Here is a 25,752-nt window from a genome sequence, read left to right as displayed (position 1 = left end):
CCTGCGATTGAGCGACTGCGCCGCCAGCGCCGATCTGCCACTGGCATATCGCCATCCGGAGATGGATGAACGATTCAGGCAGCACATCGCGGCCGGGCGCACCTCGGCCGGGGAGTTCTCGGATTTCCTGGCACACATCGTCAATACGGTGGAGTCCGCGTTCAAGGTGTCAGGCGAAGCGGGACGCGTCGGCAGCGGATACCGCGATTTGGCGCTGCGGTCCGTGCAGGACGCCACAGCCGCCCTCGGCCGGGCCAGCCAGGCGAATGGTCCCGCACCCTTTGTGTTCTTCGCCTGTGTGCAGGATGCCATGAGCTCGGTGCTGATGTTCGCGTCCGCGGCGGACACGGCGGCTGACGACGGGTACACGGCGGCGAACCTCGCGGTTTTCGGCAACACCGACACTGACACCGACACGAACGGCGGCGGCGCCCCGAGCGGGGCAGCGGCCGAGCGCATCTTGGCGAAGTCCGCCGCTGTCGCCATGCAGCAACAGGCGAGCGAGAAGTTCCAGCAGTTGTTCGACACGACGGCAAGCCGGGTCATGGCCATTCTCGAGGAAGCTTTGCGACAGGCCCAATCCGGAACGAGTCGCGCCGCTGCGGCACAACGCGCACTCGGCGAGATCGACGAAGTGCAACGGCTCCTCGAGACGGCCGGCAACCGCACCGCCGGCCGCCGCACGATGAGCGCGGACGAGATGCTGAACCTGATCGACGACCTGGAGGCGGCTGGCCGGCGGATCGCGGCCAAGATCGGCGTCGCGTTCTAAGGGCGTGGTCGTGCGCGGCGCTAAGGCTTGCGCGCCACGCCGCCCATGCCGTCGAGCTCGGCTGACTCGTCGGCCTCGTTGCGCCAGCGGGTCGTGGCGACCAGGCCCGGGTCTTCGAGTTCCAGGCCCTCGAAGTAGCGGGCGATCTCTTCCGGCTTGCGTAACACGTACCCGTGGGAGACCTTCGCTCCCTCGGTGATCTCGTCGCTCGCGTCCGTGCCGTCGTTGATCACGATGTAGCTGCCCGACGGCACCGCCTCGACGAACCGGGCCACGACCTTGAGCGTGTCCGCGTAGTCCGGGATGTTGCCGAGGATGCCGAGCATGATGACCGCGACCGGTTGGGTCAGGTCGAGGACCTGGCCCGCCTCGCGCAGGATGAGCTCCGGGTCACGGACGTCCGCCTCGATGTAGTCGGTGACGCCCTCCGGGCTGCTGGTCAGCAGCGCGCGGGCGTGCACCAGCACGAGCGGGTCGTTGTCGACGTAGACCACACGTGACTCAGGCGCCACAGCCTGCGCGATCTCGTGGGTGTTGTCGGCCGTCGGCAGGCCCGTGCCCAGGTCGATGAACTGCCGGATGCCGTGCTCGGCCGTCAGGTGCCGGACGGCCCGCCCCAGGAACGCGCGCTGAGCCCGCGCGTTGTCGACGATCGCGGGGAAGACCGCGCGGACCCGGTCACCCGCCTCACGGTCGACGGCGAAGTTGTCCTTGCCGCCCAGCCAGTAGTTCCAGACCCGCGCGCTGTGCGGCACGCTGGTGTCGATCGTGGACACCTGTTCCTCGTCGGTCATCTGCCTGACTCCCCACGGTGCGCGGTCCGTTTCAGCACCGGATCATAGTGCTTGCGAAGATCGCGTCAAGGATCAGTCAGGAGCGGGGCCCACCGCGTAGCGACCGCGTCAAGGTCCTTTTCATGCGCGTCGAGGGCGCCGCACGATCAATGGCATGAGCGGAGAGGTCGAAGCGGTGGTTCTGGTGTGGCTCAACCACACCCAGGACGCGCCCTGCCTGGAGGCCCACCTGGCGAGTCGGCCGGAGGTGGTCGATGCCTGGTGGGTCGCCGCCGACAGTGATGCCGTCGTCCGGGTGCGGTGCCGGGACATGGCGGCCCTCGACGGCCTGGTCCGTGGGCTCCGGCATCACGCCGGGGCCGGGCGCACCTCGACCCACCTCGTGCTGCGGCCGTTCGGCCCGCACAAAACAAGGAGCTGGCATGAGCCTCTCGGATCTCATCCCGTCACTGCGCACGTCGCTGCCACCGCAGCGGCTGTGCACTGAGATCTGGCCGTCGTCGACCCGGCACACCGGGCACGGCGCGATCAGCATCGGCGGCGTCGACCTCGCCGCGCTGGCGGAGCAGTACGGCACACCGGCGTACGTCATCGATGAGGGAGAGGTCCGGGACCACTGCCGGGAGTACGGAGCGGCCTTCGGCAACGGCAACGTGGTGTACGCGGCCAAGGCGCTGACCAGCCGGGCCGTGCTGCGCTGGGTGATGGAGGAGGGGCTGGGGCTGTCCGTCTACTCCGAGGGCCAGCTCTCGGTCGCCGCGGCGGTCGGTTTCCCGGCCGAGCGGATCGTGTTGCACGGCGACGCCAAGACGCCGGCCGACCTGCAGGCGGCCCTGGACTACGGCGTCGGCCGGGTGGTCATCGAGTCGGCCTCCGAAGTGACCCGGCTTGCCGCGCTCGCGACCCGCAGGCAGAAGGTCCTGATCCGGGTGCTGCCGCCGCACGACGACCTGTTCGACGGTGTCGCCGGGATTCCCGCGGCCAGCGACGCCGACCGGTTCGGGGTGGCCGCGCCGAGCGAGGCCTTCGACGACCTGGTGCGGCGGATCGTCGCCCAACCCAAGCTGGAGTTGTACGGCCTCGACTGTTACGTCGGCTCGCAGATCAGCCGGTTCGGCGGCTACGAGCGGGCGATCCAGCGCCTGGTCGCGGTGGCCGGACATCTCGCCCGTACCAAGGGAATCGTGGTCCGGGAGCTCAACATCGGCGGGGGCCACGCGGCGCCCGCCGTGGACGGCGACTCCCCCTTCGCCGTCGCCGCGTTCGCAGGCCGGGCCCGGGCGGTCCTGGGCCTGGCCTGCGAACGCCAGGGTGTGCCGGAACCGGAGCTGGTGGTGACACCGGGTCGGGCGGTCGTCGCCCGCGCCGGGGTGGCCCTGTACCGGGTCGTGGCGGTTCGCCGCGAGCCGGAGGGCTGCCAGTTGGTCGCCATCGACGGAGGGCTGAGCGACAACCCCCGGCCCGCCCTCTACGGCGCCCGCTACACGGCCGTCCTGCTCGGCCGGGCCGGCACCGGTCCCGCGGTGTCGAGCACGATCGTCGGCCGCCATGACGAGGCCGGCGACGTGCTCGCCCGCTCGGTGCCGCTCCCGGCCGACCTGCGCCCCGGCGACCTGCTGGCCGCGCCCGGCGCCGGCGCCTACCACCTGCCGCTGGCGTCCAACTACAACTTGGTCGGCCGCCCACCCCTGATCGCCGTGCGGGACGGCGTCGCCCGGGTCGTCGTACGCCGGGAGACGATCGACGATGTCCTGTGTAGAGACGTCGAGAGCTAGATAGTGATCCACTCGGTGACCACGACGGCGTCTCCGGCCCGCAGGTGCAGCCGGAACATGCCTCGGGGGACCGGGCCGAGCACGAACCAGCCGAGCTCGTCGACCTGCGCGACCGCGACCACCCCCGTGCGGTCGCGCAGCTCGATCTCGCCAGGCGTCGGTGGCACCACCTGACCGTGCAGGGCGTCGTCGGTGATCTCGACCTCGATGGTCAGGTCGCGGGCGGCGAAGGTCAGTGCCCGCACCGCGGCCGGTTCGGCCCTGGTGCCGATGGGCGTGTCGGTGTCGGCGGAGAGGGCGGCGAGCTCCGCGTCGACGGTCCGCCAGGCGTACGCGGACCGCCCGATCTCCCGGATCCGCTCGGGCACCTCGGCGGCCGCCTTTCGGGCCTCGGCCAGGGCGGCGACGATCTCAGCGTCGGTCATGACTGCTCCACCCCCACGACCGCGGCCAGCGTGGGGTCGCGCCGCAGCCGGTCGAGGCAGCGCCGGCGGGTCGGCCCGATCGCGCCGACGGGGGTGCCGGTGCGGCTGCTGATCTGAGCGTACGGTGCCGGCGGGTCGTCGAAGAGCAACGTCAGCAGATGCCGGCAGTGCTCGGGCAAGTTGTCGAACGCGGCCCGCAGCGCGATGTGCCGCTCCTGGGTCAGCAGCAGCTCCTCAAAGGCCGGTTCGTCAACACTGTCCAGATTGGACTCGTCGCCGACCAGCACTTGGTGTCGCCGCCCTCGCAACGCGGTCAGGCACTCACGGCGGACCGTCGTCGCGAGCCAGCCGGGCAGGGCGGCCGGCTCGCGGATCGTGTCTAGGCGCTCGACCAGGCGCAGCCACACGCTCGCGGCCACGTCCTCGGCGTCGGCACCGCCGAGCCCGAACCGCCGGCAGATCGCCCACACCAGCGGCGCGTAGCGGTCCACCAACGCGTCCCAGGCCCGCGCGTCACCGTGCCGGGCCCGCTCTACCAGGTCGACGACGGACGGGTCATCCCGCATGGCCCGCCGCCGGCAGCGAGAACCGGCTGACACCGGAGCCGGAATCACCCAGCAGTCGCTCGAGCGTCTTGGCGGGTCGCTCGCCGGGCCGCAAAGCCGCGGCCACCGCACCGCTGACGTTCGCGGCGGCGAACGAGGTGCCGCTCCAGGTCGCGTACCCGGTGAAGGCCAAGGGCTGGTTGTCGATCGTGAGCGTGACGTCGCTCAGATAGGTGGACGTGACGCCGGAGCCGTGCGCGACACAGTCGACCCACGGCAGGAGCGGGGTGATCTGGGAGAGCTCCTGGTGCCCGTCGTCGAGAGCATAGGCGCCGACCGCGGTCACGCCGGGGAACGCCGCGGGCCAGACCGGCGTCGTGGGCATCGCGCTGGCACCGTGGTTGCCCGCCGCGGCGACCAGCAGCGTGTGCCGGCCGTGCCGGGCGACCGCCCGGCGCAACGCCAGCGGCCCGTCGGGACCGCCGAGCCGGCAGCCCAGCGACAGGTTGACCACGGCATAGCCCTCTTTGTCGTCGGCTAGCTCGGCCAGCGCGACGGCGGTGTCCCAGTTGGTGGCCCGGCCGTTTGACTTGAGCGCGCGGTGCACCACGATCTCGCACCCGGGCGCCTGCTGGGCGATCAACCCAGCGACGAAGGTGGCGTGGCCCGCCCAGGCCATCACCGGGTCCTTGTCGTCGTCCTTGTTGTCGTCGTTGTTCTCGTCCGAGCAGTCGTGCGCCTCGGACGCGTGACCCTTGAGCGCGGGGTGGAGTACGAGCCCCGTGTCGAGCACGGCCACCCGCACACCCGCGCCGAGCGTGCTGTCGGCGATGGGTGCGAGGCTGGCGGGCGCCGGTGTGAGGTCGGTGGTGAAGAACATCGGCTTGGTGTGCGGGTAGCCCACGATGGCGGTCATCGTCGGGTCGGGCGCCATCTCGGGCACCCACCCGCCGAAGTCGGCCGCGAACCCGCGTCGCAACTCGTCGATCACCAGCTCGATGGCGGCGGCGTCGTCCTCCGCGAGGCCCTTGCTCGCGCCGAACGCGGAGACCCCTTCGAGGTGGAGGCGGGTCAGACCGAGCGCTTCGCTGTGCGCCACCTCGGTGACGTCCAGCAAGGGCCGGATGTCCCTGATGCGGTTCTTGACCAGCTCACGATGGGGATGGTCGACGACGAGGTCGCCGGCGGTGTAGTCGTCGGAGGGCGGCAAAATGTCGGTCACGGGGTTCCTCCAGCGGAACAGACGGACGACGCGGTCGACCCACGGACACACTATCGGTCGCGCTTGATACACCCTCGGCTAATTTTTCTGGAGTACGGGCGCCGTCCCCCGCGAGGATGAGGGCGTGGACGCGCGGGCTGAGGCGGACGCGGTCGCGCTGCTCGCCGACACCCATCCAGGCAGGGTGCCGCCGCTGGCCGCGCGGGCGCTGGTCGCCGCACGCCGCTCCGGCGACGTGGCCGCCGCCGCGATCACCCAGCGGGCCTGGGGCCACGCGCTCCTCCAGACCGGCGAGATGGACGACGCCATCCGCCACCTGCGCTCGGCCATCACGCACGGCCGGCGGGCCGGCCTGACCACGGTGACCGGCGAGGCCAGGGGCAAGCTGGCGTACGCGCTGGTGATGCGCGGCCGCCCACGCCAGGCGCTGGCCGAGGTCGAGGCCGCCCTGCGCACCCTGGACGGGGTCGCCGCCGACCGGGCGCGGGCCCAACGGGCGGTGATCCTGACCGAGATCGGCCGGCACGACGAGGCCCTCGCCGACTTCCAGGCGGCGCTGCCCGGGCTGCGTGCCGCCGGCGACGAGATCGCCGTGTCCCGCCTGCTCACGAACCGGGGCGTGCTGCACACCCACCGGTACGCGTTCGCCGCCGCCGTCGCGGACCTGCGCGCCGCCGAGGCGATCTCGGCCCGGCTCGGGCGCCCGCTCGCCGTCGGCATCATCGTCGAGAACCTCGGCGTCGCGGAGGCACTGCGGGGCGACGTGCCGGCCGCACTGGCCCACATCGACCGGGCCGAGGCCCTGATCGCCGCCAACGGCGGCCACGTGGCGATGGCGGTCTACGACCGCGGCGTGCTGCTGCTCGCCGCGGGGCTGGCGACCGAGGCACGGCAGGCGGCCGAGCGCGCCGCGACGATGATGCGCCGCGAGGGACACCGCCTCAAGGTGCCGGAGGCGCGGCTGCTGCTGGCCCAGGCCGCGGCGGCGGCCGGCGACTGGCGGGCGGCCGCCGAGAACGCCCGGCGGGCGACCCGGGAGTTCGCCGCACAGCACCGGGTGGAGTGGGCCGCCCTGGCCCGGCTCGCCCTGCTCCAGGCGGGCCTGCGCGCCGGCGGCGAGCGGCCGGCCCGCGGCGCCGACGACCTGGTCGCCACGCTCACGGACGCCGGCTGGCCGGCCGCGACGGTGGAGGCACACCTGGTCGCGGCCGCCCTGCGGCCCCGGACGGCCGACGCGCATCTGGCCGCCGCCGCCCGGTGGGCCCGCCGCCGGGTGCCGGCCGCGATCCGGGCGCGAGGCTGGTACGCGGAGGCGCTGCGCCGCCAGCACACCGACCCGGCCCGCGCGGTCACCGCCATCCGCGCCGGGCTGCGCATCCTCGACGACCATGGCGCCTCGCTCGGCGCAGCCGACCTGCGGGTGCACTCGGCCGCCCACCGACGCGAACTGACCGCGCTGGGCATCCGGCTGGCGCTGCGCGACGGCCGACCGCAGCGGCTGCTGGAGTGGGCCGAGCGGGGCCGGGCGAGCCGCCTCGGTCACCGGCCGGCCCGACCACCCGCGGATCCGCTGCTGGCCGACCTGCTCGCCCAGCTCCGCGGTGTCGCGTTCGAGCTCGCCGACGCCGGTGCGACGGAGACCGCCCGCCTGGTGCCGCGACAAGTCGCGCTGGAACGCCGGATCCGCGACCACGTCCGGACCCACCGCGCCACCGGCGACCAGCCTTCGTGGACACCGGTGCCGGTCGGCACGCTGGCGGCCGCGTTGGGTGACCGCGTCCTGGTCGAGTTCGTCGAGTCCGACGGCGTGCTGCACCGCCTGAGCCTGGCCGGCGGCCGGCTCGACGCGCGGCCGCTCGGCCCGGTCGCACCGTTGGCCGACCTCGTCCGCCGGCTGCCCTTCGCGCTGCACCGGCTGGCCCGACCCGGCGACGCGCGCCGGGCCGCCGCCGAGGCACTGCTGTCCGGCGCCGCCGCCCGGCTCGACGCCGAGCTCCTGCGCGGGCTGCCGGACGGTCCACTGGTGATCTCACCGACCGGGGCCCTGCACAGCGTGCCGTGGTCGATCCTCCCGTCCTGCGCGGGCCGCCCGATCGCCGTCTCCCCGTCAGCGACCCTTTGGTGGGCGGCAGCGGCCACCGGCCCAGAACGTTCCCGCGCGGAGGGGGCGGCTGGTCAGGGCCGTGCCGGCGCGGAAGGGGCGGCGGCCGGCGATTCCGACCGCGTCCGCGCGGAGCGGGCGGCTGGTCAGGACCGCGCCGGCGCAGAAGGGGCAGCGGCCGGCGATCCCGACCGCGCCCGCGCGAGTGAAGGTGGTCCCGGCCGGGTCCGCGAGGAGGTGGCGGTGGTTGCCGGGCCGAGGCTGCCGGGTGCGCGGTCAGAGGCGCGGCGGGTGGCTGCCATCCACGGTGTCGTGCCGCTGCTCGACGCGCCCGTCGACCAGGTGCTCGGGATGCTGGGGCGGGTCGGCGTGCTGCACCTGGCCGCGCACGGCCGGCTGTCCACCGGCAACCCGCTCTTCTCCGACCTGTTGCTCGCCGACGGCCCGCTGCTGGTGCACGACCTGGAACGCCTGGAAAGCACGCCGCACACCGTCAGCCTGGCCGCCTGCGACAGCGGCCGGGCCGCCGTCTACGCGGGTGACGAGCTGCTCGGGCTGAGCGCGACGCTCGCCGCCCGGGGCACCGCGCAGCTCGTCGCGCCCGTGCTGCCGATCCCGGACCTGGCGACCGAGCCGGTGATGGTTGGCTACCACGAGCGCCTGGCGGCCGGCGCGCCGCCGGCGGTCGCGCTGGCGGCGACCCAGCACGCGCTGCGCGACGCCGATCCGCACGTCCGCGCCGCGGCCGCCGGGTTCAACTGTTTCGGCCACGGTTTCATCGCACCGTTCCTAGGGGGTCCATAGTGGATATCCATCTCGTCCTCGCCTTCGTCGCCGCCTGCACGCTGCTGTCGCTCGCACCCGGTCCGGACCTGCTGTTCGTGGTCGCCAACGGCGCCGCCGGCGGTCGGCGGGCCGGTGTGCTCGCCGCGCTCGGCATGTCGACCGGGCTGGCCGCGCACACCGTAGCCGCCGCGTTCGGGCTCGGCGCCCTGATCAGCGCCGCACCGCAGGCCCTGACCGCGGTGCGGATCGCCGGTGCGCTGTTCCTGCTCTACCTGGCGGTGGCGACGTGGCGGAGCAGCCGCGCCGAGATCCAGCAAAATGAGGTACCCCGGCGGTCGCTGCGTCGCACCTACCTGATGGCGACCCTGACCAACCTGGCCAACCCGAAGGTCATCCTGTTCTACATCGCGTTCGTGCCGCAGTTCGTCGGCACCGGGCCGGGCACCTGGCCGGTGACCGCCCAGCTCCTGCTGCTCGGACTGGTCTTCATCGTGATCGGCCTGGCCGTGGACGGCACCGCCGGCCTGCTCTCCGGCACCCTGTCCGAGAAGATCACCGCCCGCCCGGGCATCCGCCGGTGGATGGAGCGGGCCTCCGCGACCGTGTTCGCCGGCCTGGCCGCCCGGCTCGTGGCCGACAGCAGGTGACTCAGGGGTAGACGACCGACCAGGGCTGCACTCGCTCGGTGCCGGCGACCGGCTGCGGGACCACCTGCGGGCCAGCCAGGATGGCCGCGGCGACCGCACCGAACGCGGGCGCCGCCGGGTGTGGCGAGCGGTCCGGCCAGACCGCCGACGTGCGTCGTTCCAGCACCGCGCCGGCGATCGGGCGCCAGGCGACCCGGGCCTCGCGCCGGGCGGTGGTCTCCGGCTCGAACGCCACGCACTGCCGGCCGAGCACCAGGCCGAGCAGGAAGTCCGGGTTGTGGGCGTGCCGCACCCGGGGTGGGCGGAACCCGTGCCGGCGGCAGGTGTCGAGGATCTCCTCGTACCACTCGGGCGCCGTGGCCCGAGGAAAGATCGCCAGGTCGTGCCCGACCAGGTCGGCCAGGTCGAGCTCGCGCAGCCGGACCAGCGACGATGCGCGGGGGAGCACCACGCCGAGCCGGACGGCGACCACCGGGCCGGCGCGCAGCCCGTCGGTCAGGTCGACCGGGTGGTGCACCAGGCCGACGTCGAGCCGGCCCTCGGCGAGCATCCGGAGCTGTTCGGCGCTGGTCAGCTCGTGCAGGTCGACCTCGAGCCCCGGCGCCCGCGAAGCCATCCCGGCCAGCAGCGCCTGCAGCGTCACCGCGGGCGTCTCCGGCGGCACGCCGGCCCGCAGCGTGCCGAGCTCACCGTCGCCGGCCTTGCGCATGACCAGCCGGATCCGCTCCTCGGCCGCCAGCAGGGCAGGTGCCTCGGCGCACAGCAGCCGGCCGGCCACGGTGAGCGCGACCTGGCGCCGGGAACGGTCGAACAGCTCGACGGCCAGCTCCCGCTCGAGCCGCTGGATCGCCTGGCTCAGCGGCGGCTGGGCGATGCCGAGCCGGTCAGCGGCCCGGCCGAAGTGCAGCTCCTCGGCGACGACGAGGAACTGCCGCAGGTGCCGGGCGAGGTCCATCCGGCCGAGGATATGCGTTCGGATATCGGTCGCGGCGGCCCGGTACCGTCGGTTCCCGTGTCGGACACGGACCGGATCGCCGGAATCTTCGCCGCCGTCGGGGTCGACGCGCAGCTCCACGCCGTCGACGTCGACCGCGGCACCGAGCTGTCGGTGCGCGCCGACGAGCCGGTGGTGCTCGCCTCGATCTTCAAGATCCTGCTGGTGCTGGAGTTCGCCCGGCAGGCGGCGGCCGGCCAGCTCGACCCGACCGAGCGGGTGGTCGTGCGGGCCGAAGACCGGCTGGGCGGCTGGGGCACCTCCGGCTGCGCCGACGACGCCGAGCTGTCCCTGCGCGACCTGGCCTACTTCGCCATGGCGTTCACCGACAACACGGCGGCCGACCTGCTGCTGCGCCGGGTCGGGCCGGACGTGCTCCCGCTGCTCACGGCCGAGCTCGGCCTGACGACGACGCGGATCACCGGCGGTCCGCGGGAACTGCTGGAGTCGATGTACGCCGACGTCGGCGCGGCCGGCGACGACGAGTTCGTCGCGATCTTCCCCACCCTGGACGCGGACCGGGTCCGAGCGATGCGGGTGTTCGACCCGGACAAGACCACCTCGAGCACACCCCGCGAGGTCACCCGGCTGCTCGAGCTGATCTGGCGCGACGAGGCCGGGCCGCCCGCCGCGACCGCCATGGTCCGCGCGCTGATGGGCCGCCAGATCTTCTGGACCCGGATCGCCTCGGGCTTCCCGCCCGGGGTCCGGGTCTCCGCCAAGACCGGCACCCTGCCCGGTTTGCACATGGAGGCCGGGGTCGTCGAGTACCCCGACGGCGGGCGCTACGCCCTGGCCATCTTCGCCCGCGCCCACCAGCTCGACTTCCGCCGGATCGACGTCGACCTCGCGATGGGAGAGGCGGCCCGCACAGCGGTCGAAGCGCTGCGGGCGAGCTGAGTTTCCGCACCGCGAGGCATTGGCTCCGACCACCCTGACCTGCTCCGATACGCGTATCCCTATCGGTCGTTAATGATCTTGGTCTTGGACGCCGCTCGACCGCCGGTGGTTGGGTCTCTCCCCATGACAAACCTCAACCGACGAGGCCTGTTGCGCACCGCGGCCGCCGCCACCGGACTGGCCGCCACGGGGGCGGCCGGTCTCACGAGCCCGGCGCAGGCCGCACCACGAGACTGGCGGGCCGGCGCCGCGACGTTCCGCTGGTTCGGCACCGCCGGCTGGCGGATCGACATCGGCGCCCGCACCGTGCTGGTCGACCCGTACCTGAGCCGCTACTGGACCGGCCTGTTCGACGGCGGGCTGGTCCTGTCGACCCCGCTGACGGTGGCCACCGCGACGGTCGACGCCAACGTCGGGCGCCCGGAGACGATCCTCGTGACGCACTCGCACTGGGACCACTTCAACGATGTGCCGCACATCGCCTCCACCACCGGGGCCCGGGTGCTCGGGACCATGACCACCTACCAGCTCGGGCTGGCCTCCGGCATCCCGTCCGGCCAGCTCGGCCCGGTCAAGGGCGGCGAGGTGCTCGACTTCGGCGACTACACCGTCGAGGTGGCCGGATCGCTGCACAGCCGCAACGTCGGCTACTCGATCGGCATCCCGGGCGTGCGGCTGAGCCCGCCGCCCAAACCCGCCACGGTCGGTGACCTGCCGGAGGGCGACACGCTCTCGTACCTGCTGAACGTCCGCAACGGGCCGTCGGTGTTCTTCATGGGCGCCAGCGACTTCGTCGCCCGCAACGTGGACGGGATGCGGCCGGACATCGCGATGGTGGCCATGGCGTCCGCGACCACCACCCACGAGTACGTCCCTCGGCTGCTGGAAGCGCTCGGCAAGCCGCCGGTAGTCGTGCCGGTGCACTGGGACAACTTCGAGAAGCCCCTGGAGAACCCGCCGCCGGTGGCACCGGCCGACCGCGAGCGCCTGGATGCGATGATCAGCTCGATCCGGCGGGTCGCACCGCGCACCCGGATCGTCCTGCCCGACTACCTGAAGCCGTACACCTTCGCATGATGACTGTTTCCCGGCGCCTCGGCGCGTTGCTGTCCGCGGGCGCCCTGCTCGCGGCGTGCGACGCGCCGGGGCCGCCGCCCGTCCCGCCCACCCCGGCACCCACCGCGAGCGAGAACGCCTGCCCCGACGGCTTCCGGCTCACCGCCGGCCCCGTCGACGGCGCGTCCGGCCTGCGCGCGATGGCCCTCGTGCTGGAGAACTGCGGCACCGGTCCGTACACCCTCGAGGGTTTCCCGATCGTGCGGGTGCTCGACGACCGGCGCACCGCCCTGGGAGTGACCGTCGGCAACGGCTCGGAACCGATCAGCTCGCCCGACTCCTGGGACGCCCCGGCGCACCGACTGACGGTGGCGCCGGGTGGCACGGCCCGCGCCCGGGTGCTGTGGCGCAACACCGTGACCGAGGGTGACCCGGTCGCCGCCACCTACCTGTCCGTGGCGCCGGCTCCGGGCGCACCGGAACGGCTGGTCACCCCCGACGGAGGCCTCGACCTCGGCACCACCGGCCGGCTGGCCGTGAACGCCTGGGCCGACGCTGGGTAAGGTCTGGTCATGAGCTGGAGCGCGTACGGGTCCTTCGTGGTCTTCGCGATCGTCCTGATCGCGATCCCCGGCGCGGACTTCGCGGTGACCGTGCGCAGCACGCTGGTCGGCGGCCGCCGACAGGGCCAGTGGAGCGCCGCCGGCATCGCATCGTCCAATGTGGTGCAGGGCCTGCTCGCGGTGGCCGGCCTCGGCGCGATCGTGGTGCGCGTCGAGCCGCTGTTCCAGGCCGTCAAGTGGGCCGGCATCGGCTACCTGCTCTACCTGGCCGCGCAGTCGTTCCGCAGCGCCGCCCGCGGTGACTACGCCTCCCTGGACGCCGACGGACCACGCACCACCGGCACCGCCTGGACCGGGTGGCGGCAGGGCTTCCTCTCGAACATCACCAACCCGAAGGTGCTCGTCTTCTACCTGGCGGTGCTGCCGCAGTTCCTCGGCCCGGGCACCCCGGTCGCGGTGCTCGTGGTGTTCGCCCTGACCCACGCCGCACTCGGGCTGCTCTACTCACTGCTGGTGGTCGCCGGCCTGCACCGCGTCCGCCGGGCACTGAGCCGCCGCCGGGTCCGCCGCGCCCTGGATGCCGCCACCGGCACCGCCCTGACCGCTTTCGGCGCCCGGCTGGCCGTCGAAAGCGCCTGAACCTCGCCGTTCCGGCCAGCCGCACCCTGGGTCCGGCCTACCATGGATGCTTCGGAAACCTCGTCGCGAGCGGGCAACATGCCTGGTCTCACGCGAGAGGAGCACACATGTCCGAGAAGATCAGGCCGTTCACGGTGGATGTGCCCGAGGCGGACCTGGCCGATCTCCGTTCCCGGATCGCCGCGACCCGCTGGCCCGAGAGCGAGCCGGTGCCCGACGCGTCCCAGGGTGTCCAGGAGGACACCATGCAGTCCCTGGCGAGCTACTGGGGCACCAGCTACGACTGGCGCCGGGTGGAACAGCGGCTCAACGCGTTCCCGCAGTTCATGACCGAGATCGACGGTCTGGACATCCACTTCATCCACGTCAGCTCGAAGCACGCGGACGCGCTGCCGCTCATCCTCACGCACGGCTGGCCAGGCTCGGTCGTCGAGATGCTCAACGCGATCGGCCCGCTGACCGATCCGACGTCGCACGGTGGTCGGGCCGAGGACGCCTTCCACGTGGTGATCCCGTCGATGCCGGGCTACGGGTTCTCCGAGCGCCCCGACACCACCGGCTGGGACCCCGACCACATCGCGCGGGCCTGGTCGGTGTTGATGAACCGCCTCGGCTACCAGCGGTACGTGGCCCAGGGCGGCGACTGGGGAGCCATCGTCACGGACCTCATGGGTGTGCAGGCCCCGGACGGGCTGCTCGGCATCCACTCCAACATGCCCGGCACGGTCCCGGCCGACGTGTCCAAGGTGATCGCGTCGAACGTGCTCGGCGCCGGCGACCCGCGCCCGACCAACCTCTCCGCCGACGAGAGCCGCGCCTTCGACCAGCTCACCTTCATGTTCACCAAGGGCATCGGGTACGCCGTGGAGATGGGGCTGCGCCCGCAGACGCTCTACGGGCTGGCCGACTCACCGATCGGCCTCGCGGCCTGGATGCTCGACCACGACGCACAGAGCTACGACGACATCGCGATGGCGTTCGTCGACGACGACCCGGTCGGCAACCTCACCCGTGACGAGATCCTCGACAACATCACGTTGACCTGGCTGACCAACACCGGTGTCTCGTCGGCGCGGCTCTACTGGGAGAACAAGCTCGGCTTCTTCGACGCCAAGGGCGTGCGGGTGCCCGCCGCGGTCAGCATCTTCCCGCAGGAGCTCTACCAGGCTCCGCGCTCCTGGACGGAACAGGCATACCCGGACCTCATCTACTTCAACGAGGTCGACATGGGCAACCACTTCGCGGCCTGGCAGGAGCCCGAGCTCTTCGCCCGCGAGGTGCGCAACGGCTTCCAGCCGCTGCGGTAGGTCCTTCGTAGAACGTCAGCGGTCAAGGCGGCAGGTCATGCGACCTGCCGCCTTGACCGCTGTCCACTGTGCCAGCAGTTCCAAACGATCAGGATCGTCCGTACTTTTGCTGCGGAAGATAAAAGTCTGCTCAACATCATCGAAAGATGTTTACATGTTGATGATCAGCGATTAGTGTCGGTCGCACACCAGAAGGTTTCATCAATGTAAACGGCGTCACGAGCTGTGCACCTCGTGCGTCGTTCACACGCCCACGTCCCCGACCCTCAGGCATCGCCGACCCGCGACAGCGGGCGGGCGAGGTCTGCCTTGCCATGTCATCCGTCGGTCGACTTGCGGAAGGTATGCCGGATATGCCCATTGCTTCCAGGCGAAGGCGCCTGCTCACGAGACTCGGACAAGGCCGGTTCACCCGGCCGTCCGCCGCGTTCGCGGCCGTGACCACCATGCTGGCCAGCGTCGTGCTGGCCGGGGTCCTATCGGGCACCAGCCCCGCCGCGGCCGGCCCACCCGCGGCGTCCCAGCTACAGGCCCAGGTGCTCACCTGGACGGCCGGGGACAGCTTCCAGGCGTACGCGACGGTGCCCGCCAACGCCACCGCCGGACCGACCACCATCGTCTTCGAGAACAGCGCCGCGACCGGCAACACCACCGGGATGCAGCACACGCTGACCTTCGACACCGGCGACCCGCGCTACAACAGCGACGTCAACGTGAACATCGTCGCCGACCCGTCCGACGCCAGCGGCGGCCGGCACACGGTCGACGTGACCCTCACCCCGGGCACCTACCGATTCTTCTGCGCGATCCCCGGGCACGGCCAGATGACCGGCCTGCTGGTGGTCACCGGCAACGGCGGCGACACCACCGCACCCGAGGTGACCGCACAGGTCGCGGGCGACCGCGACGGTGAGGGCAACTACATCGGCGCGGCGACCGTCACGGTCAACGCGACCGACGCCGGCTCCGGCGTGGCCCGCATCGAGTACGCCCTCGACGGCGGCCCGTTCGGCACCTACTCGGCGCCGGTCACCGTCAACAGCGCCGGCGCGCACACGGTCCAGTACCGGGCCACCGACGAGGCCGGCAACACCTCGGCCATCGGGTCGAACCAGTTCACCGTCGTCGCGGTGTCCGACCCGGACACCACGGCACCCACGGTGACCGCGGCCGTCGACGGTGACCAGGACGGCAACGGTGCCTACCTCGGCTCCGCCACCGTCACGGTGACCGCGAACGACACCGAGTCCGGCGTCGCGTCGGTCGAGTACTCCCTGGACGGCGGCGCGTACAACGCTTACACCGCGCCGGTCACCGTCAACACCACCGGTGCGCACACCGTGCAGTACCGGGCGACCGACGAGGCCGGCAACACGTCGAGCTCGCAGTCGCTCGCCTTCACGGTGGTCGACCCGCCGAACCCGGACAACACCGCGCCCGTGGTGACCACCACGGTCGCCGGCGAGAAGGACGACGACGGCGCCTACGTCGACGTCGCGACGGTCACCGTCGCCGCCACCGACGAGGGCTCCGGCGTCGCATCCGTCGAGTACTCCCTGGACGGTGCGCCGTACTCCGCCTACACCGCACCCTTCGCGGTGAACCAGCGGGGTGTGCACACGGTCAGCGCCCGAGCCACCGACGAGGCCGGCAACACCTCGACGCCGACGACGGTGCAGTTCACCGTCGCCGAGGGTCCGGCCGGTGACACCACCGCGCCGACCGTGACCGCTTCGGTCGCGGGCGACCGGAACGAGCAGGGCGCCTACGTGGGCAGCGCCACGGTCACCGTGACCGCCGCCGACGCGGAGTCCGGTGTGGACACCGTGGAGTACGCGGTCGACGGCGGCGCCTACGCCGCGTACACCGCGCCGGTGACGGTCACCGCCACCGGTTCGCACACCGTCACGTTCCGGGCCACCGACGGGGCCGGCAACACCTCGACGCCGGGCAGCGTGCAGTTCGCCGTCGTCGACGCGCCGAACCCGGACCAGACCGCGCCCACGGCGAACGCGACCGTGGCCGGCAACCGCGACAACACCGGCGCGTACGTCGGTGCGGCGACCGTCACCGTCACCGCGAGCGACGCGGACTCGGGTGTGGCCACCGTGGAGTACTCGCTGGACGGCGCACCGTACGCGGCCTACACCGCCCCGGTCAGCGTCAACCAGCCGGGCAGCCACACGGTGAGCTACCGGGCGACCGACCAGGCCGGCAACACGTCGACGCCGGCCAGCGTGCAGTTCCGGGTGGTCTCCGCGACCGCCGACACCACGCCGCCGACCGTCAACGCCGCCATCACCGGCCAGATGAACAGCGGCTGGGCGTACGTCGGCAGCGCGACGGTGACGCTCACGTCGAGCGACGCGGGCACCGGTGTGCTGCGCACGGAATACGCGGTGAACGGTGGCGGCTACCTGGTCTACACCGGGCCGGTCACCATCAACACCCCGGGCACGCACACCTTCACCTACCGGGCCACCGACCGGGCCGGCAACGTCTCCAGCACCGCCTCGGCGACCTTCGTCGTGGTGGAGAGCGGCCCGCCGCCGCCGAGCTGCCGGGTGGCCGACAACCGCGCCACGGTCTGGATGGGCACGCACAACACGGGCGTGGGCAACCGCGTCGTCGAGGGCGGCTGCAGCATCAACGACCTGGTGCTCGACGAGTCGCCGTGGGCCAGCACCGCGGAGTTCGTCGACCACGTCACGGTGCTCGCCGACCGGTGGCACCAGCGCTCGCTGATCCCGCTCAAGGACCGCAACGGTCTGGTCCGCGGGGCACGTGAGTCCAATGTGGGCAAGTCCGAGACGGTGCAGGGCTACGCGCCGCTGCTGGACAACAAGGCCGCCTCGTTCAAGCTCTGGGAGCAGGTCGGCGCCGGCGGCTTCCGCCGCAACGCGGACGGCTCGATCACCAGCAAGCAGGTCGACGGGCTGGGCATGCTCTGGTTCCCCGTCCGCACCTACGGCGACTTCTCGATCAAGCTCCAGTGGCGGGACGACGCTGCCGGCACCGGACGGGCCAACAGCGGTGTGTTCGTGCGCTTCCCGCAGGTGCACCAGCACCCGCAGGAGCCGCAGCCGGAGTGGGTGGCCATCAAGTACGGCCACGAGCTGCAGATCTTCGACAGTGCGACCGGCGATCAGTACAAGAGCGGTTCGGTGTACGGGTTCGACCAGGTCAACCTGGCCGACGCGGGAGTGACGGCCAAGGGCACCTGGAACGACTACGAGATCCGGGTCGTCGGCCAGCACTACTCGATCTTCCGCAACGGCAAGCTGATCAACCAGTTCACCAACGGGCCGGGCCAGTTGTTCAACCCGCCGCGCGCCGACGACCCGGGCACCGACGGGCGCCAGAACGCGGAGGGCTACATCGGCCTCCAGAACCACAGCGCCGCGGACACGGTCAGCTTCCGCAACATCCGGATCGCTCCGCTGACCCCGTAAGCAAAGGACAGACCAGTGGACAAGGAAACGACACGCCTTGGTTACGTCGGTGGTCCGCGCATGTGGGCCGTCGCGATCCTCGCCGTGACGCTGGTCGGCGCAGGGGTCCTCCGGTTCGGCGGCCAGCAGGCCGCCGGGCCGGGGGCACCCGCCGCGGCACCGGCCGCGGTCTCCGCCGAGAAGGCCGCCCTGGCGGCCCTCGCGCCCGGCGACCGCCCCGACGGTTGCATCCAACCCGACCGACGGATCCAGCTTTACGCGGTCGAACTGCCCAAGGAGGGCACCCAGGTCCGGCTGGGCTACGGCCTGACCCCGGAGACGGCCTCCTACCCAGGGCCGCTGATCGAGATGATCGAGGGGGAGTGCCTCGCGATCACGCTCCACAACCAGGTGCCGGAGGCCACCCTCGCGGCGCTGCGGCAGGACCCCAACCTTCCGCTCGGCGTGTCGCTGCACACCCACGGCGTCAAGTACACGCCGACCTCCGACGGCACCATCCACACGGACTCGTGGGTGCCGCCGGGCGGCCAGCGCACGTACATCTGGTTCGCCAAGCCCCGCAACCCCAGCACGGGTGCGCAGGGCACGGCCGGCTACTGGTGGTACCACGACCACATGGTCGGCACCTCCCACGGCACGCGGGGGCTGAGCTCCGGCCTCTTCGGCGGCCTGGTCGTGCGGCGGCAGGGCGACGTCCGTCCGGACCGGACCTACGTGACCGTGTTCGGCGACCTGCAGTCGATCAACCTGCGGCGGGGTGCCGCGACCGACACCTGTGACCCGGTCAACCCGGTGCCCGGCCCGACCTGCCTGATCGCGAAGAAGGGCGAGCGGATCGAGTTCCTGGTGGTCGGCATGGGCAACGACATGCACACCTTCCACCTGCACGGGCACTCCTGGGCGGACACCCGCACCGGGATGCTCGACGGCACCAACAAGGCGCTGGTCGACTCGGTGCCGGTCATCGACAACAAGACGCTCGGCCCCGGCGACTCGTTCGGGGTGCAGGTCGTCGCCGGTGACTCGGTCGGCTCGGGCAACTGGATGCTGCACTGCCACATGCAGTTCCACTCCGACCAGGGCATGGCCACGATGCTGCACGTCCTCAACCCCGACGGCACCCTCGCTCCGCACAGCGCCGACCACGCGCCGGCGGCTGCGGCGGGTGCCCCGGCGGCACATGCCGGACACGGGAGCACGAAGTGACCGGGTTTTACGAGCATTCCGAAGGAGCAGGAATGGCCAACAGAAGGCGGCCGATACTGCGTCGCGCGATAGCGCTGGCGTCAGCGGCCGTGCTAACGCTCGGCATCATGACGGGACCGGGATCTCCACCGGCCGCCGCGGCAGCGGCGCCGACGTGGGGCGCCAACGCGGTCAACGTGCTGGTCTTCCACGGGCCGGTCGACCAGCAGGACGACCCGGTCAACAAGGCGATCGCGGCCGTGCGCAAGCTCGGCAACGAGAACGGGTTCACGGTCCGGGTGTCCAGCAACCCGGCCGACTTCAACAAGGACAACCTCGCCAAATACCGCGGCGTCGTGTTCCTGTCCGCCAACGGTGTCACCCTCACCGACGGCCAGGAGGCGGCCTTCCAGGCGTACGTCAAGGGCGGCGGCGGCTTCGTCGGCGTCCACGACGCGGCGCGGGCGCAGCCAACCTCGGAGTGGTTCACGGGCCTGATCGGCACCCGACCGGCGCCGAGCCTGCCCAACGCCGAGAAGGTCGTCGAGTCCCTGGCCAGCGGCAACAACCCGCCGAACGAGACCGTCGCGCAGCTCTTCGACGGCTCGACCGGCACCAAGTGGCTGGTCCGCACCAACACCGCCTGGGCGCAGGGCAAGCTCGCCGCCCCGAAGGTGGTCAGCCGCTACGCGCTCACCTCGGCCAACGACTTCGACGGCCGGGACCCGAAGAACTGGAAGCTGCAGGGCTCCAACGACGGCCAGTCGTGGACCGACCTGGACACCCGTACCAACGAGGTGTTCCCGCAGCGGTTCCAGACCCGCCAGTTCACGTTCACCAACACCACCGCGTACCAGTACTACCGGCTGGACATCTCCGCCAACAGCGGTGAGCCGCTGATCCAGCTCGCCGAGATCTGGCTGATCGGACCGGACGCCGGCCCGCCGCCGGAGGCCAACGTGCAGCAGGCGACGGTCAGCGTCACCGACCGTCAGCACCCGGCCAACGACGGTCTGCCGCTCACCTGGACCCGCTCGGACCAGTGGATCAACTGGGACCCGAACCCGACCGGGAACGTGCACACCATCGCCCAGGTGCAGGAGAACACGTACAACCCCGGCCTGTCCGGCAACGGCGCGTTCCACCCGCTCTCCTGGTGCCGCGACTACGACGGCGGCCGCTCCTTCTACACCGGGATGGGGCGCACCGACGCCAGCTACACCACCGACACCAAGTTCCTCGGCCACCTGCTCGGCGCGATCAAGTGGACCACCGGCCTCGTGCGCGGTGACTGCAAGGCCACCATCGCGTCGAACTACAAGGTCGAGCGGCTGACCGTGGCCAACCAGTCGGGTCAGCTCGACCAGATCGGTGAGCCGCACGGCCTGACCATCGCGCCGGACGGCACGGTGTTCTACATCGGCAAGGCGGCCTGCGCGACCCCGGCGGTCGTCGACTGGAACAACCCCAACGTCGGCCTCGGCTGCGGCACGATCCACTCCTGGGACCCGCGTACCAAGCAGGTCAAGCTCCTCACCACGCTCAAGGTGATGGGCAACCGGGGCAGCGGCAGCGAGCTGGTCAAGAACGAGGAAGGTCTGGTCGGCATCACGCTCGACCCGAACTTCGCCGAGAACGGCTGGTTCTACGTCTTCTGGATGCCGCACGAGTCGATCGACCGGGTCAACCGCGTCGGCCAGCGGACCATCTCGCGGTTCACCTACGACAAGGCCAGCCAGACGATCGACCAGGCCACCCGCAAGGACCTGCTGCACTGGGACACGCAGATCCACAGTTGCTGCCACGCCGGTGGTGGCATGGCCTTCGACGAGTCCGGCAACCTGTACGTCGGTTCCGGTGACAACAACTCGTCCGGCGGCTCCGACGGCTACTCCGGCAACAACTGGACCCAGGAGTTCGGCGGCCTGTCCTTCCAGGACGCGCGTCGCACCGCCGGTAACACCAACAACCTCAACGGCAAGATCCTGCGGATCCACCCCGAGGCGGACGGCACCTACACGATCCCCGACGGCAACCTGTTCACCGGCCTCGAGGGCGGTGGCGGCAAGGCCCGTCCGGAGATCTACGTGATGGGCGTACGCAACATCGCCCGGATCGCCTGGGACCCGGTGAACGACTGGCTCACCGCCGCGTGGGTCGGCCCGGACGCCGGTGCTCCGAGCCCGGAGCTCGGCCCGGCGAAGTACGAGACGGCGACCGTCATCACCCAGGCCGGCAACCACGGCTGGCCGTACTGCATGGGCAACCGGCAGCCGTACCGGGACCGTAGCAACACCGACGCGACCGTCCTGACCGGCTGGTACGACTGCGACAACCCGAAGAACGAGTCGCCGCGCAACACCGGTCTGGTCAACCTCCCGCCGGTCCGCAACAACATGATCTGGTACTCGCCGCAGGGCGGTGGCCCGGTCTTCCCGAAGCGGACCGACGGCAGTGGGCTGCCGACCTACGTGCAGTCCGAGACCACCTACACCCAGCCGTACCTCAGCGGTGGCGGTCAGGCCATCATGGACGGTCCGACCTACCACCACGAGAACGTCGACGCGAACAGCGGCGTCGCGTGGCCGGAGTACTGGGACAACAAGTGGTTCATCGGTGACGAGTCCAACGGCAACAACCGGGTCGCCATCTCCGTCAACCCGGACACCGCCCGGGACGCCGGTGCCCCGGCCTTCGCCGAGGACCTGCGCCGGATCATCCCGCCGGGCACCAACGGCACCACCCAGCTCCAGTCCTGGATGGACGCCAAGTTCGGCCCGGACGGCGCGCTCTACATGCTGGACTATGGCGGCGGCTTCTTCACGCTGCACGGCAACCAGAAGCTGATCCGGATCACCTACACGGGTGGCCAGGCGACCCCGAACCCGGGTCTGGCCACGGCGCTCTCGGCGACACCGAGCACGCCGCGCACCATCGACTTCTCCAGCAACAAGGTCGGTGGCGTCGCGTGGGACTGGGACTTCGGCGACGGCACCAACGGCTCCGCGGCGCCCCACCCGAAGCACACCTACAAGCGCTACGGCACCTTCACGGCCACGCTCAAGGTGACGTACGCCGACGGTGAGGTCGTCGAGTCGAGCATCCCGGTCACCGCCGGGTGTGTCGCGGCCGACGCCCGTCCGACGGTCTACTTCCTGGAGACCGACAGCACCGTGGCCAACCGGCAGGTCGGCGGCGGCTGCACGATCAACGACCTGATCGACGACGAGACGACGTGGCCCAACCGTGGCAGCTTCGCCGACCACCTCGAAACGGTGATCGCGGAGCTCACGACGGCCCACGTCATCGACAACAAGGAGGCCGCGACGCTCCGGCGGACCGGCACCCAGTCGCCGATCGGCGCCACCAACGGCTACCAGACGCTCTTCAACGGCACGGCGTACTCGCTGGCCGGCTGGCGGCAGGCACCCGGTGGCTCGTTCGGTCTCCGGCCGGACGGCTCGATCCGCAGCAGCGGCGGCCTGGGCATGCTGTGGTACGCGGACCAGGAGTTCGCGGACTACTCGATCAAGCTGCAGTTCAAGGACGTGGCCCCCGAGGGCTTCCGGGCCAACGGCGGTGTGTTCATCCGGTTCCCGGACCCGCGCACCCCGCTCGCCCAGCGCCCGCCGGGCACCTGTGGCACGGTCGGGTCGGCACGGACGTCGCAGGCCTGGGTCGCGATCTTCTGCGGACACGAGATCCAGATCTACGACGGCGAGACCGGTGAGCCGCAGAAGACCGGGTCGGTCTACAACTTCGACTCGAACACCCTGCCGCAGGCCGGCGCCACCGCCAAGAACGTCTGGAACGACTACGAGATCCGCGTGGTCGGCCAGCACTTCACGATGATCCGCAACGGCGTGGTGATCAACGAGTTCGACAACACGCCAGGCAAGAACTCGTCGCGAGCGGGTGACCCCCCGACCGACCTGCGCCAGTTCGTCAGCGGCTTCATCGGGCTGCAGAACCACAGCAACAACGACCTGATCGACATCCGCAACGTGCGCGTGCGCACCTACTGATTCATTTCCGGTGACCGGGTACGGGCTTCGGCCCGTGCCCGGTCACTGCATTTCCAGCCGTTTCGGGATTGCCTTTATCGGGGGAGGCAACTGCAACGGCGCGGCACCCGGCGTGATCGCGCCGGCCACCCGCGGCCCGCGCGCACCCGTCGCGGACGCCACCGCGCCCGGCAGCCCGTGCCAGGTCAGCCAGCCGACCAGCGCGAACAGCACGGCTTCCTTGGCGTCGGCCGGCAATCCCAACTCTTCGGAACGGTGCAGCGTCGTGTGTGGCGCACGGGCGGCGAGCCGGTCCAGCAGCGTCCGGTTGTGCACGCCGCCGCCGGAGAGCAGCACGTGGTCGAGCCGGTGCCGGCGTAGCTCGGTGGCGATCGTGGCCGCGGTGAGCTCGGTCAGCGTCGCCAGCAGGTCGGCCGGCGGGTAGCCGCCCGCACCGTCCAGGTAGGCCGGCGAGAACAGCTCCTTGCCGGTCGACTTCGGCGGCGTCCGCGTGTAGTAGGGCTCGACCAACAGCCGGTCCAACAGCTCGGCCCGCACGGTGCCACCGGCCGCCAGCGCACCGCCGCGGTCGTAGGGCTCGCCGGTCACGGCCAGCGCGGCGGCGTCGATCAGGGCATTGCCCGGCCCGGTGTCGTACGCGGTCGCCTCGCCCGGCACCGCCACGGTGAGGTTGGCGATCCCGCCGAGGTTGACCGCGCCCCACCGCCCTTCTCGCCCGGCCAGCAGCATCAGGTCGAGCACGGGCACGAGCGGCGCACCCTGCCCGCCGGCGGCGACGTCGCGGACCCGCACGTCGGCGACCACGGGCAGCCCGGTGCGCTCAGCGATCCACGCCGGCTGGCCGAGCTGGAGCGTGCCGTCGGTGGCCGCGTGGAAGATCGTCTGCCCGTGCGAGCAGACCAGGTCCGCCGGGCCGGCCGCGTCCAGCACCGCGGTGGCCGCGCCGGCGAACGCCTGACCGAGCCGGGTGTCGAGCGCACACACGGCGCCGAGTCCGACCTTCCCCGGCGGCAGTGCCTTGCGGATCGCGGTGCGCAACTTCGGCTCGTACGGCGTGGTGGCGTGGTGCAGCAACCGCGCCCGCAGCTCGTCGCCGTCGGGTGTCCTGGTGAAGGACACCAGCGCCGCGTCGATGCCGTCGTGCGAGGTGCCGGAGCTCAGGCCCAGTACGCGCATCGACCCACCCTGTTCCCCTGCGGCAGTGCGCGTCAATCGGCCGTGGCGCCGCTCCTGGACGCTCATGGCGGCCTGAGACGCTCGCACATGCGGGTGAGTGCCTGAGCCATTCAGAAGCGCGGCGATTCCGGCTGTACTCGATGCATGACCACAAACGACCAGACCATTCTCGTCATCGGCGGCACCGGCAAGACGGGCCGGCGCGTCGCCGAACGGCTCACCGCGCGGGGCGTCCCGGTGCGGATCGGCTCGCGCTCCGGCACGCCGCGCTTCGACTGGGGCGACCCCTCGACGTGGGCGCCCGCGTTCGAAGGTGTGCGGGCCGCGTACGTCAGCTTCTATCCGGACCTCGCCGTGCCAGGCAGCCCGGCGGTGCTCGGCGAACTGGGGCGGGTCGCGGCCGCGGCCGGTGTCGAGCACCTCGTGCTGCTGTCCGGGCGGGGCGAGGAGGAGGCGCAGGCCAGCGAGGCCGCCCTCGCGTCGGCGGTCGCCGACACCGGGACCGCGTGGACGGTGGTGCGGGCGAGCTGGTTCATGCAGAACTTCAGCGAGGCCTTCCTGGCCGACGGCGTCCGCGAAGGCACCCTGGTCCTGCCGGCCGGCGACGTACCCGAGCCGTTCGTCTGCTGTGACGACATCGCCGACGTGGCGGTGGCCGCGCTGACCGGGTCGGCGCCGTCCGGCCGCGTCTACGAGGTGACCGGGCCGCGGGCGCTGACCTTCGCCGAGGCCGCGGCGGAGATCTCCAAGGCCGGCGGCCGCGAGGTGACGTTCGTGCCCGTGCCGTTGCCCGCCTATGCCGAGGAACTGCGTGGCTACGGCCTGCCCGACGACGAGGTCGCGCTGATCTCGTACCTGTTCGGCGAGGTGCTCGACGGCCGCAACGTGCGGACCACCGATGGCGTGCGGGAGGCCCTCGGTCGGGAGCCGCGGGACTTCGCTGACTACGCCCGGGACACCGCCGCGGCCGGCAGCTGGTCCTAGGGTCTGGGGCCGCCGGTCACCAGGCCGGCGGCCTCCACCGAGACGTGCGCCGACACGATCCGCCAGCCTTCGGGCAGCCGTACCCACGTCTGCGTCTGTCGGCCGACCGACGGGTCGCCCGGATAGCCGAAGAGCGTGGTCACCACGGCGGTGTCCGGGCCGAAGGCGGTGATCCGGGTGCCGTGCAGGGCGCGGCCCGGTGGCAGCGGCGGCTGAGCCCGCCGCCACGCCCGCTGCGCGGCCGCGCCGACCTGGTGGTCGGCGATGCCGAAGCGGACGACGGCGGCGGAGTCCCAGAAGAACGCGACCACCCGGTCGGGCTCGTCGCCGACCAGGGCGGCCTCGTAGGCGGCGAAGGCGGCGGCCACCTCGGCCACGGTGTCGGGACGGTCGATCTCCATGCC

The 25,752-nt window shown here is 71.8% G+C and carries 21 protein-coding genes; 14 read left to right on the top strand and 7 right to left on the bottom strand.

Annotated elements, in window-relative coordinates; all coding sequences use genetic code 11:
- The first annotated feature begins 61 nt into the window (after positions 1-61).
- Complete coding sequence (locus BLV39_RS43150; RefSeq protein WP_090798905.1) at positions 62-772, top strand: hypothetical protein; 711 nt, start codon at positions 62-64, stop codon at positions 770-772.
- A gap of 20 nt (positions 773-792) precedes the next feature.
- Here the strand turns inward: BLV39_RS43150 and BLV39_RS26995 are convergent, their stop codons facing one another.
- Positions 793-1,566 carry an SAM-dependent methyltransferase gene (locus BLV39_RS26995; RefSeq protein ID WP_090798903.1) on the bottom strand — a complete coding sequence of 258 codons (774 nt, stop codon included), beginning with the start codon at positions 1,564-1,566 and terminating at the stop codon, positions 793-795.
- A gap of 154 nt (positions 1,567-1,720) precedes the next feature.
- Here BLV39_RS26995 and BLV39_RS26990 point away from each other — a divergent pair, with 154 nt between their 5' ends.
- Positions 1,721-2,053, top strand: coding sequence for an Lrp/AsnC ligand binding domain-containing protein (locus BLV39_RS26990; protein ID WP_090798901.1), 333 nt, complete (start codon positions 1,721-1,723; stop codon positions 2,051-2,053).
- Entirely contained in the window at positions 1,989-3,341 is a 1,353-nt protein-coding gene (lysA, locus tag BLV39_RS26985) for a diaminopimelate decarboxylase (RefSeq protein WP_090798899.1), read from the top strand. Before BLV39_RS26990 ends, lysA begins: the two co-directional genes overlap by 65 nt.
- On the opposite strand, the gene BLV39_RS43145 is transcribed toward lysA, so the two are convergent.
- From BLV39_RS43145 to BLV39_RS26970, 3 genes are read right to left on the bottom strand one after another with little or no spacing between them, the layout of a single operon-like run.
- Positions 3,338-3,766 carry a hypothetical protein gene (locus BLV39_RS43145; protein ID WP_090798898.1) on the bottom strand — a complete coding sequence of 143 codons (429 nt, stop codon included), beginning with the start codon at positions 3,764-3,766 and terminating at the stop codon, positions 3,338-3,340. The genes lysA and BLV39_RS43145 overlap by 4 nt on opposite strands.
- A complete protein-coding gene (locus tag BLV39_RS26975) occupies positions 3,763-4,332 on the bottom strand; it encodes an RNA polymerase sigma factor (RefSeq protein ID WP_090798896.1) in 570 nt (189 codons plus the stop codon). Before BLV39_RS26975 ends, BLV39_RS43145 begins: the two co-directional genes overlap by 4 nt.
- Positions 4,322-5,533 carry a S8 family peptidase gene (locus tag BLV39_RS26970; RefSeq protein ID WP_090798894.1) on the bottom strand — a complete coding sequence of 404 codons (1,212 nt, stop codon included), beginning with the start codon at positions 5,531-5,533 and terminating at the stop codon, positions 4,322-4,324. The genes BLV39_RS26975 and BLV39_RS26970 overlap by 11 nt, the downstream gene beginning before the upstream one ends.
- Before the next feature lie 124 nt (positions 5,534-5,657).
- Between BLV39_RS26970 and BLV39_RS26965 the strand changes: the two genes are divergently transcribed.
- On the top strand, positions 5,658-8,438 hold the full coding sequence (locus tag BLV39_RS26965; RefSeq protein ID WP_090798892.1) for a CHAT domain-containing protein: 2,781 nt from the start codon (positions 5,658-5,660) through the stop codon (positions 8,436-8,438).
- Complete coding sequence (locus BLV39_RS26960) at positions 8,438-9,067, top strand: LysE family translocator (RefSeq protein WP_090798888.1); 630 nt, start codon at positions 8,438-8,440, stop codon at positions 9,065-9,067. The genes BLV39_RS26965 and BLV39_RS26960 overlap by 1 nt, the downstream gene beginning before the upstream one ends.
- A gap of 1 nt (position 9,068) precedes the next feature.
- Here BLV39_RS26960 and BLV39_RS26955 read toward each other — a convergent pair whose 3' ends face one another.
- Positions 9,069-10,022, bottom strand: a complete 954-nt coding sequence (locus BLV39_RS26955; RefSeq protein ID WP_090798885.1) for a LysR family transcriptional regulator — start codon at positions 10,020-10,022, stop codon at positions 9,069-9,071.
- A gap of 57 nt (positions 10,023-10,079) precedes the next feature.
- Here BLV39_RS26955 and BLV39_RS26950 point away from each other — a divergent pair, with 57 nt between their 5' ends.
- From BLV39_RS26950 to BLV39_RS26915, 8 genes are all read left to right on the top strand, one after another.
- The gene (locus BLV39_RS26950) at positions 10,080-10,961 is read left to right on the top strand and encodes a serine hydrolase (protein ID WP_239083455.1); all 882 of its coding nucleotides are present in this window, start codon (positions 10,080-10,082) and stop codon (positions 10,959-10,961) included.
- 123 nt (positions 10,962-11,084) lie between these two features.
- Complete coding sequence (locus BLV39_RS26945; RefSeq protein WP_090798881.1) at positions 11,085-12,038, top strand: MBL fold metallo-hydrolase; 954 nt, start codon at positions 11,085-11,087, stop codon at positions 12,036-12,038.
- Positions 12,038-12,580, top strand: coding sequence for a DUF4232 domain-containing protein (locus BLV39_RS26940; RefSeq protein WP_090800669.1), 543 nt, complete (start codon positions 12,038-12,040; stop codon positions 12,578-12,580). The genes BLV39_RS26945 and BLV39_RS26940 overlap by 1 nt, the downstream gene beginning before the upstream one ends.
- Positions 12,581-12,589: 9 nt before the next feature.
- Positions 12,590-13,219: a LysE family translocator gene (locus BLV39_RS26935; protein ID WP_090798878.1), complete on the top strand. Its 630-nt coding sequence runs from the start codon at positions 12,590-12,592 to the stop codon at positions 13,217-13,219.
- Positions 13,220-13,326: 107 nt separating this feature from the next.
- On the top strand, positions 13,327-14,526 hold the full coding sequence (locus BLV39_RS26930; RefSeq protein ID WP_090798874.1) for an epoxide hydrolase family protein: 1,200 nt from the start codon (positions 13,327-13,329) through the stop codon (positions 14,524-14,526).
- A gap of 344 nt (positions 14,527-14,870) precedes the next feature.
- Complete coding sequence (locus BLV39_RS26925; RefSeq protein WP_425304717.1) at positions 14,871-17,978, top strand: OmpL47-type beta-barrel domain-containing protein; 3,108 nt, start codon at positions 14,871-14,873, stop codon at positions 17,976-17,978.
- A 60-nt stretch (positions 17,979-18,038) separates the two neighbouring features.
- Positions 18,039-19,184 carry a multicopper oxidase domain-containing protein gene (locus BLV39_RS26920; RefSeq protein WP_090798870.1) on the top strand — a complete coding sequence of 382 codons (1,146 nt, stop codon included), beginning with the start codon at positions 18,039-18,041 and terminating at the stop codon, positions 19,182-19,184.
- Between the two features lie 107 nt (positions 19,185-19,291).
- The gene (locus BLV39_RS26915; protein ID WP_090798868.1) at positions 19,292-23,188 is read left to right on the top strand and encodes a ThuA domain-containing protein; all 3,897 of its coding nucleotides are present in this window, start codon (positions 19,292-19,294) and stop codon (positions 23,186-23,188) included.
- A 42-nt stretch (positions 23,189-23,230) separates the two neighbouring features.
- On the opposite strand, the gene BLV39_RS26910 is transcribed toward BLV39_RS26915, so the two are convergent.
- Positions 23,231-24,364: an anhydro-N-acetylmuramic acid kinase gene (locus BLV39_RS26910; protein WP_090798866.1), complete on the bottom strand. Its 1,134-nt coding sequence runs from the start codon at positions 24,362-24,364 to the stop codon at positions 23,231-23,233.
- Positions 24,365-24,508: 144 nt separating this feature from the next.
- Here BLV39_RS26910 and BLV39_RS26905 point away from each other — a divergent pair, with 144 nt between their 5' ends.
- Positions 24,509-25,348, top strand: a complete 840-nt coding sequence (locus tag BLV39_RS26905; protein ID WP_090798864.1) for a Rossmann-fold NAD(P)-binding domain-containing protein — start codon at positions 24,509-24,511, stop codon at positions 25,346-25,348.
- On the opposite strand, the gene BLV39_RS26900 is transcribed toward BLV39_RS26905, so the two are convergent.
- Entirely contained in the window at positions 25,345-25,749 is a 405-nt protein-coding gene (locus tag BLV39_RS26900) for an AtzH-like domain-containing protein (RefSeq protein ID WP_090800666.1), read from the bottom strand. The two genes, BLV39_RS26905 and BLV39_RS26900, sit on opposite strands and share 4 nt — an antisense overlap.
- Positions 25,750-25,752 lie beyond the last annotated feature (3 nt).

Origin of the sequence: Asanoa ishikariensis (genome assembly GCF_900107455.1) — a bacterium.
GTDB lineage: Bacteria > Actinomycetota > Actinomycetes > Mycobacteriales > Micromonosporaceae > Asanoa > Asanoa ishikariensis.
Note: the sequence above shows the minus strand (reverse complement) of the source record. Positions and strands in the feature narration are given on the sequence as shown.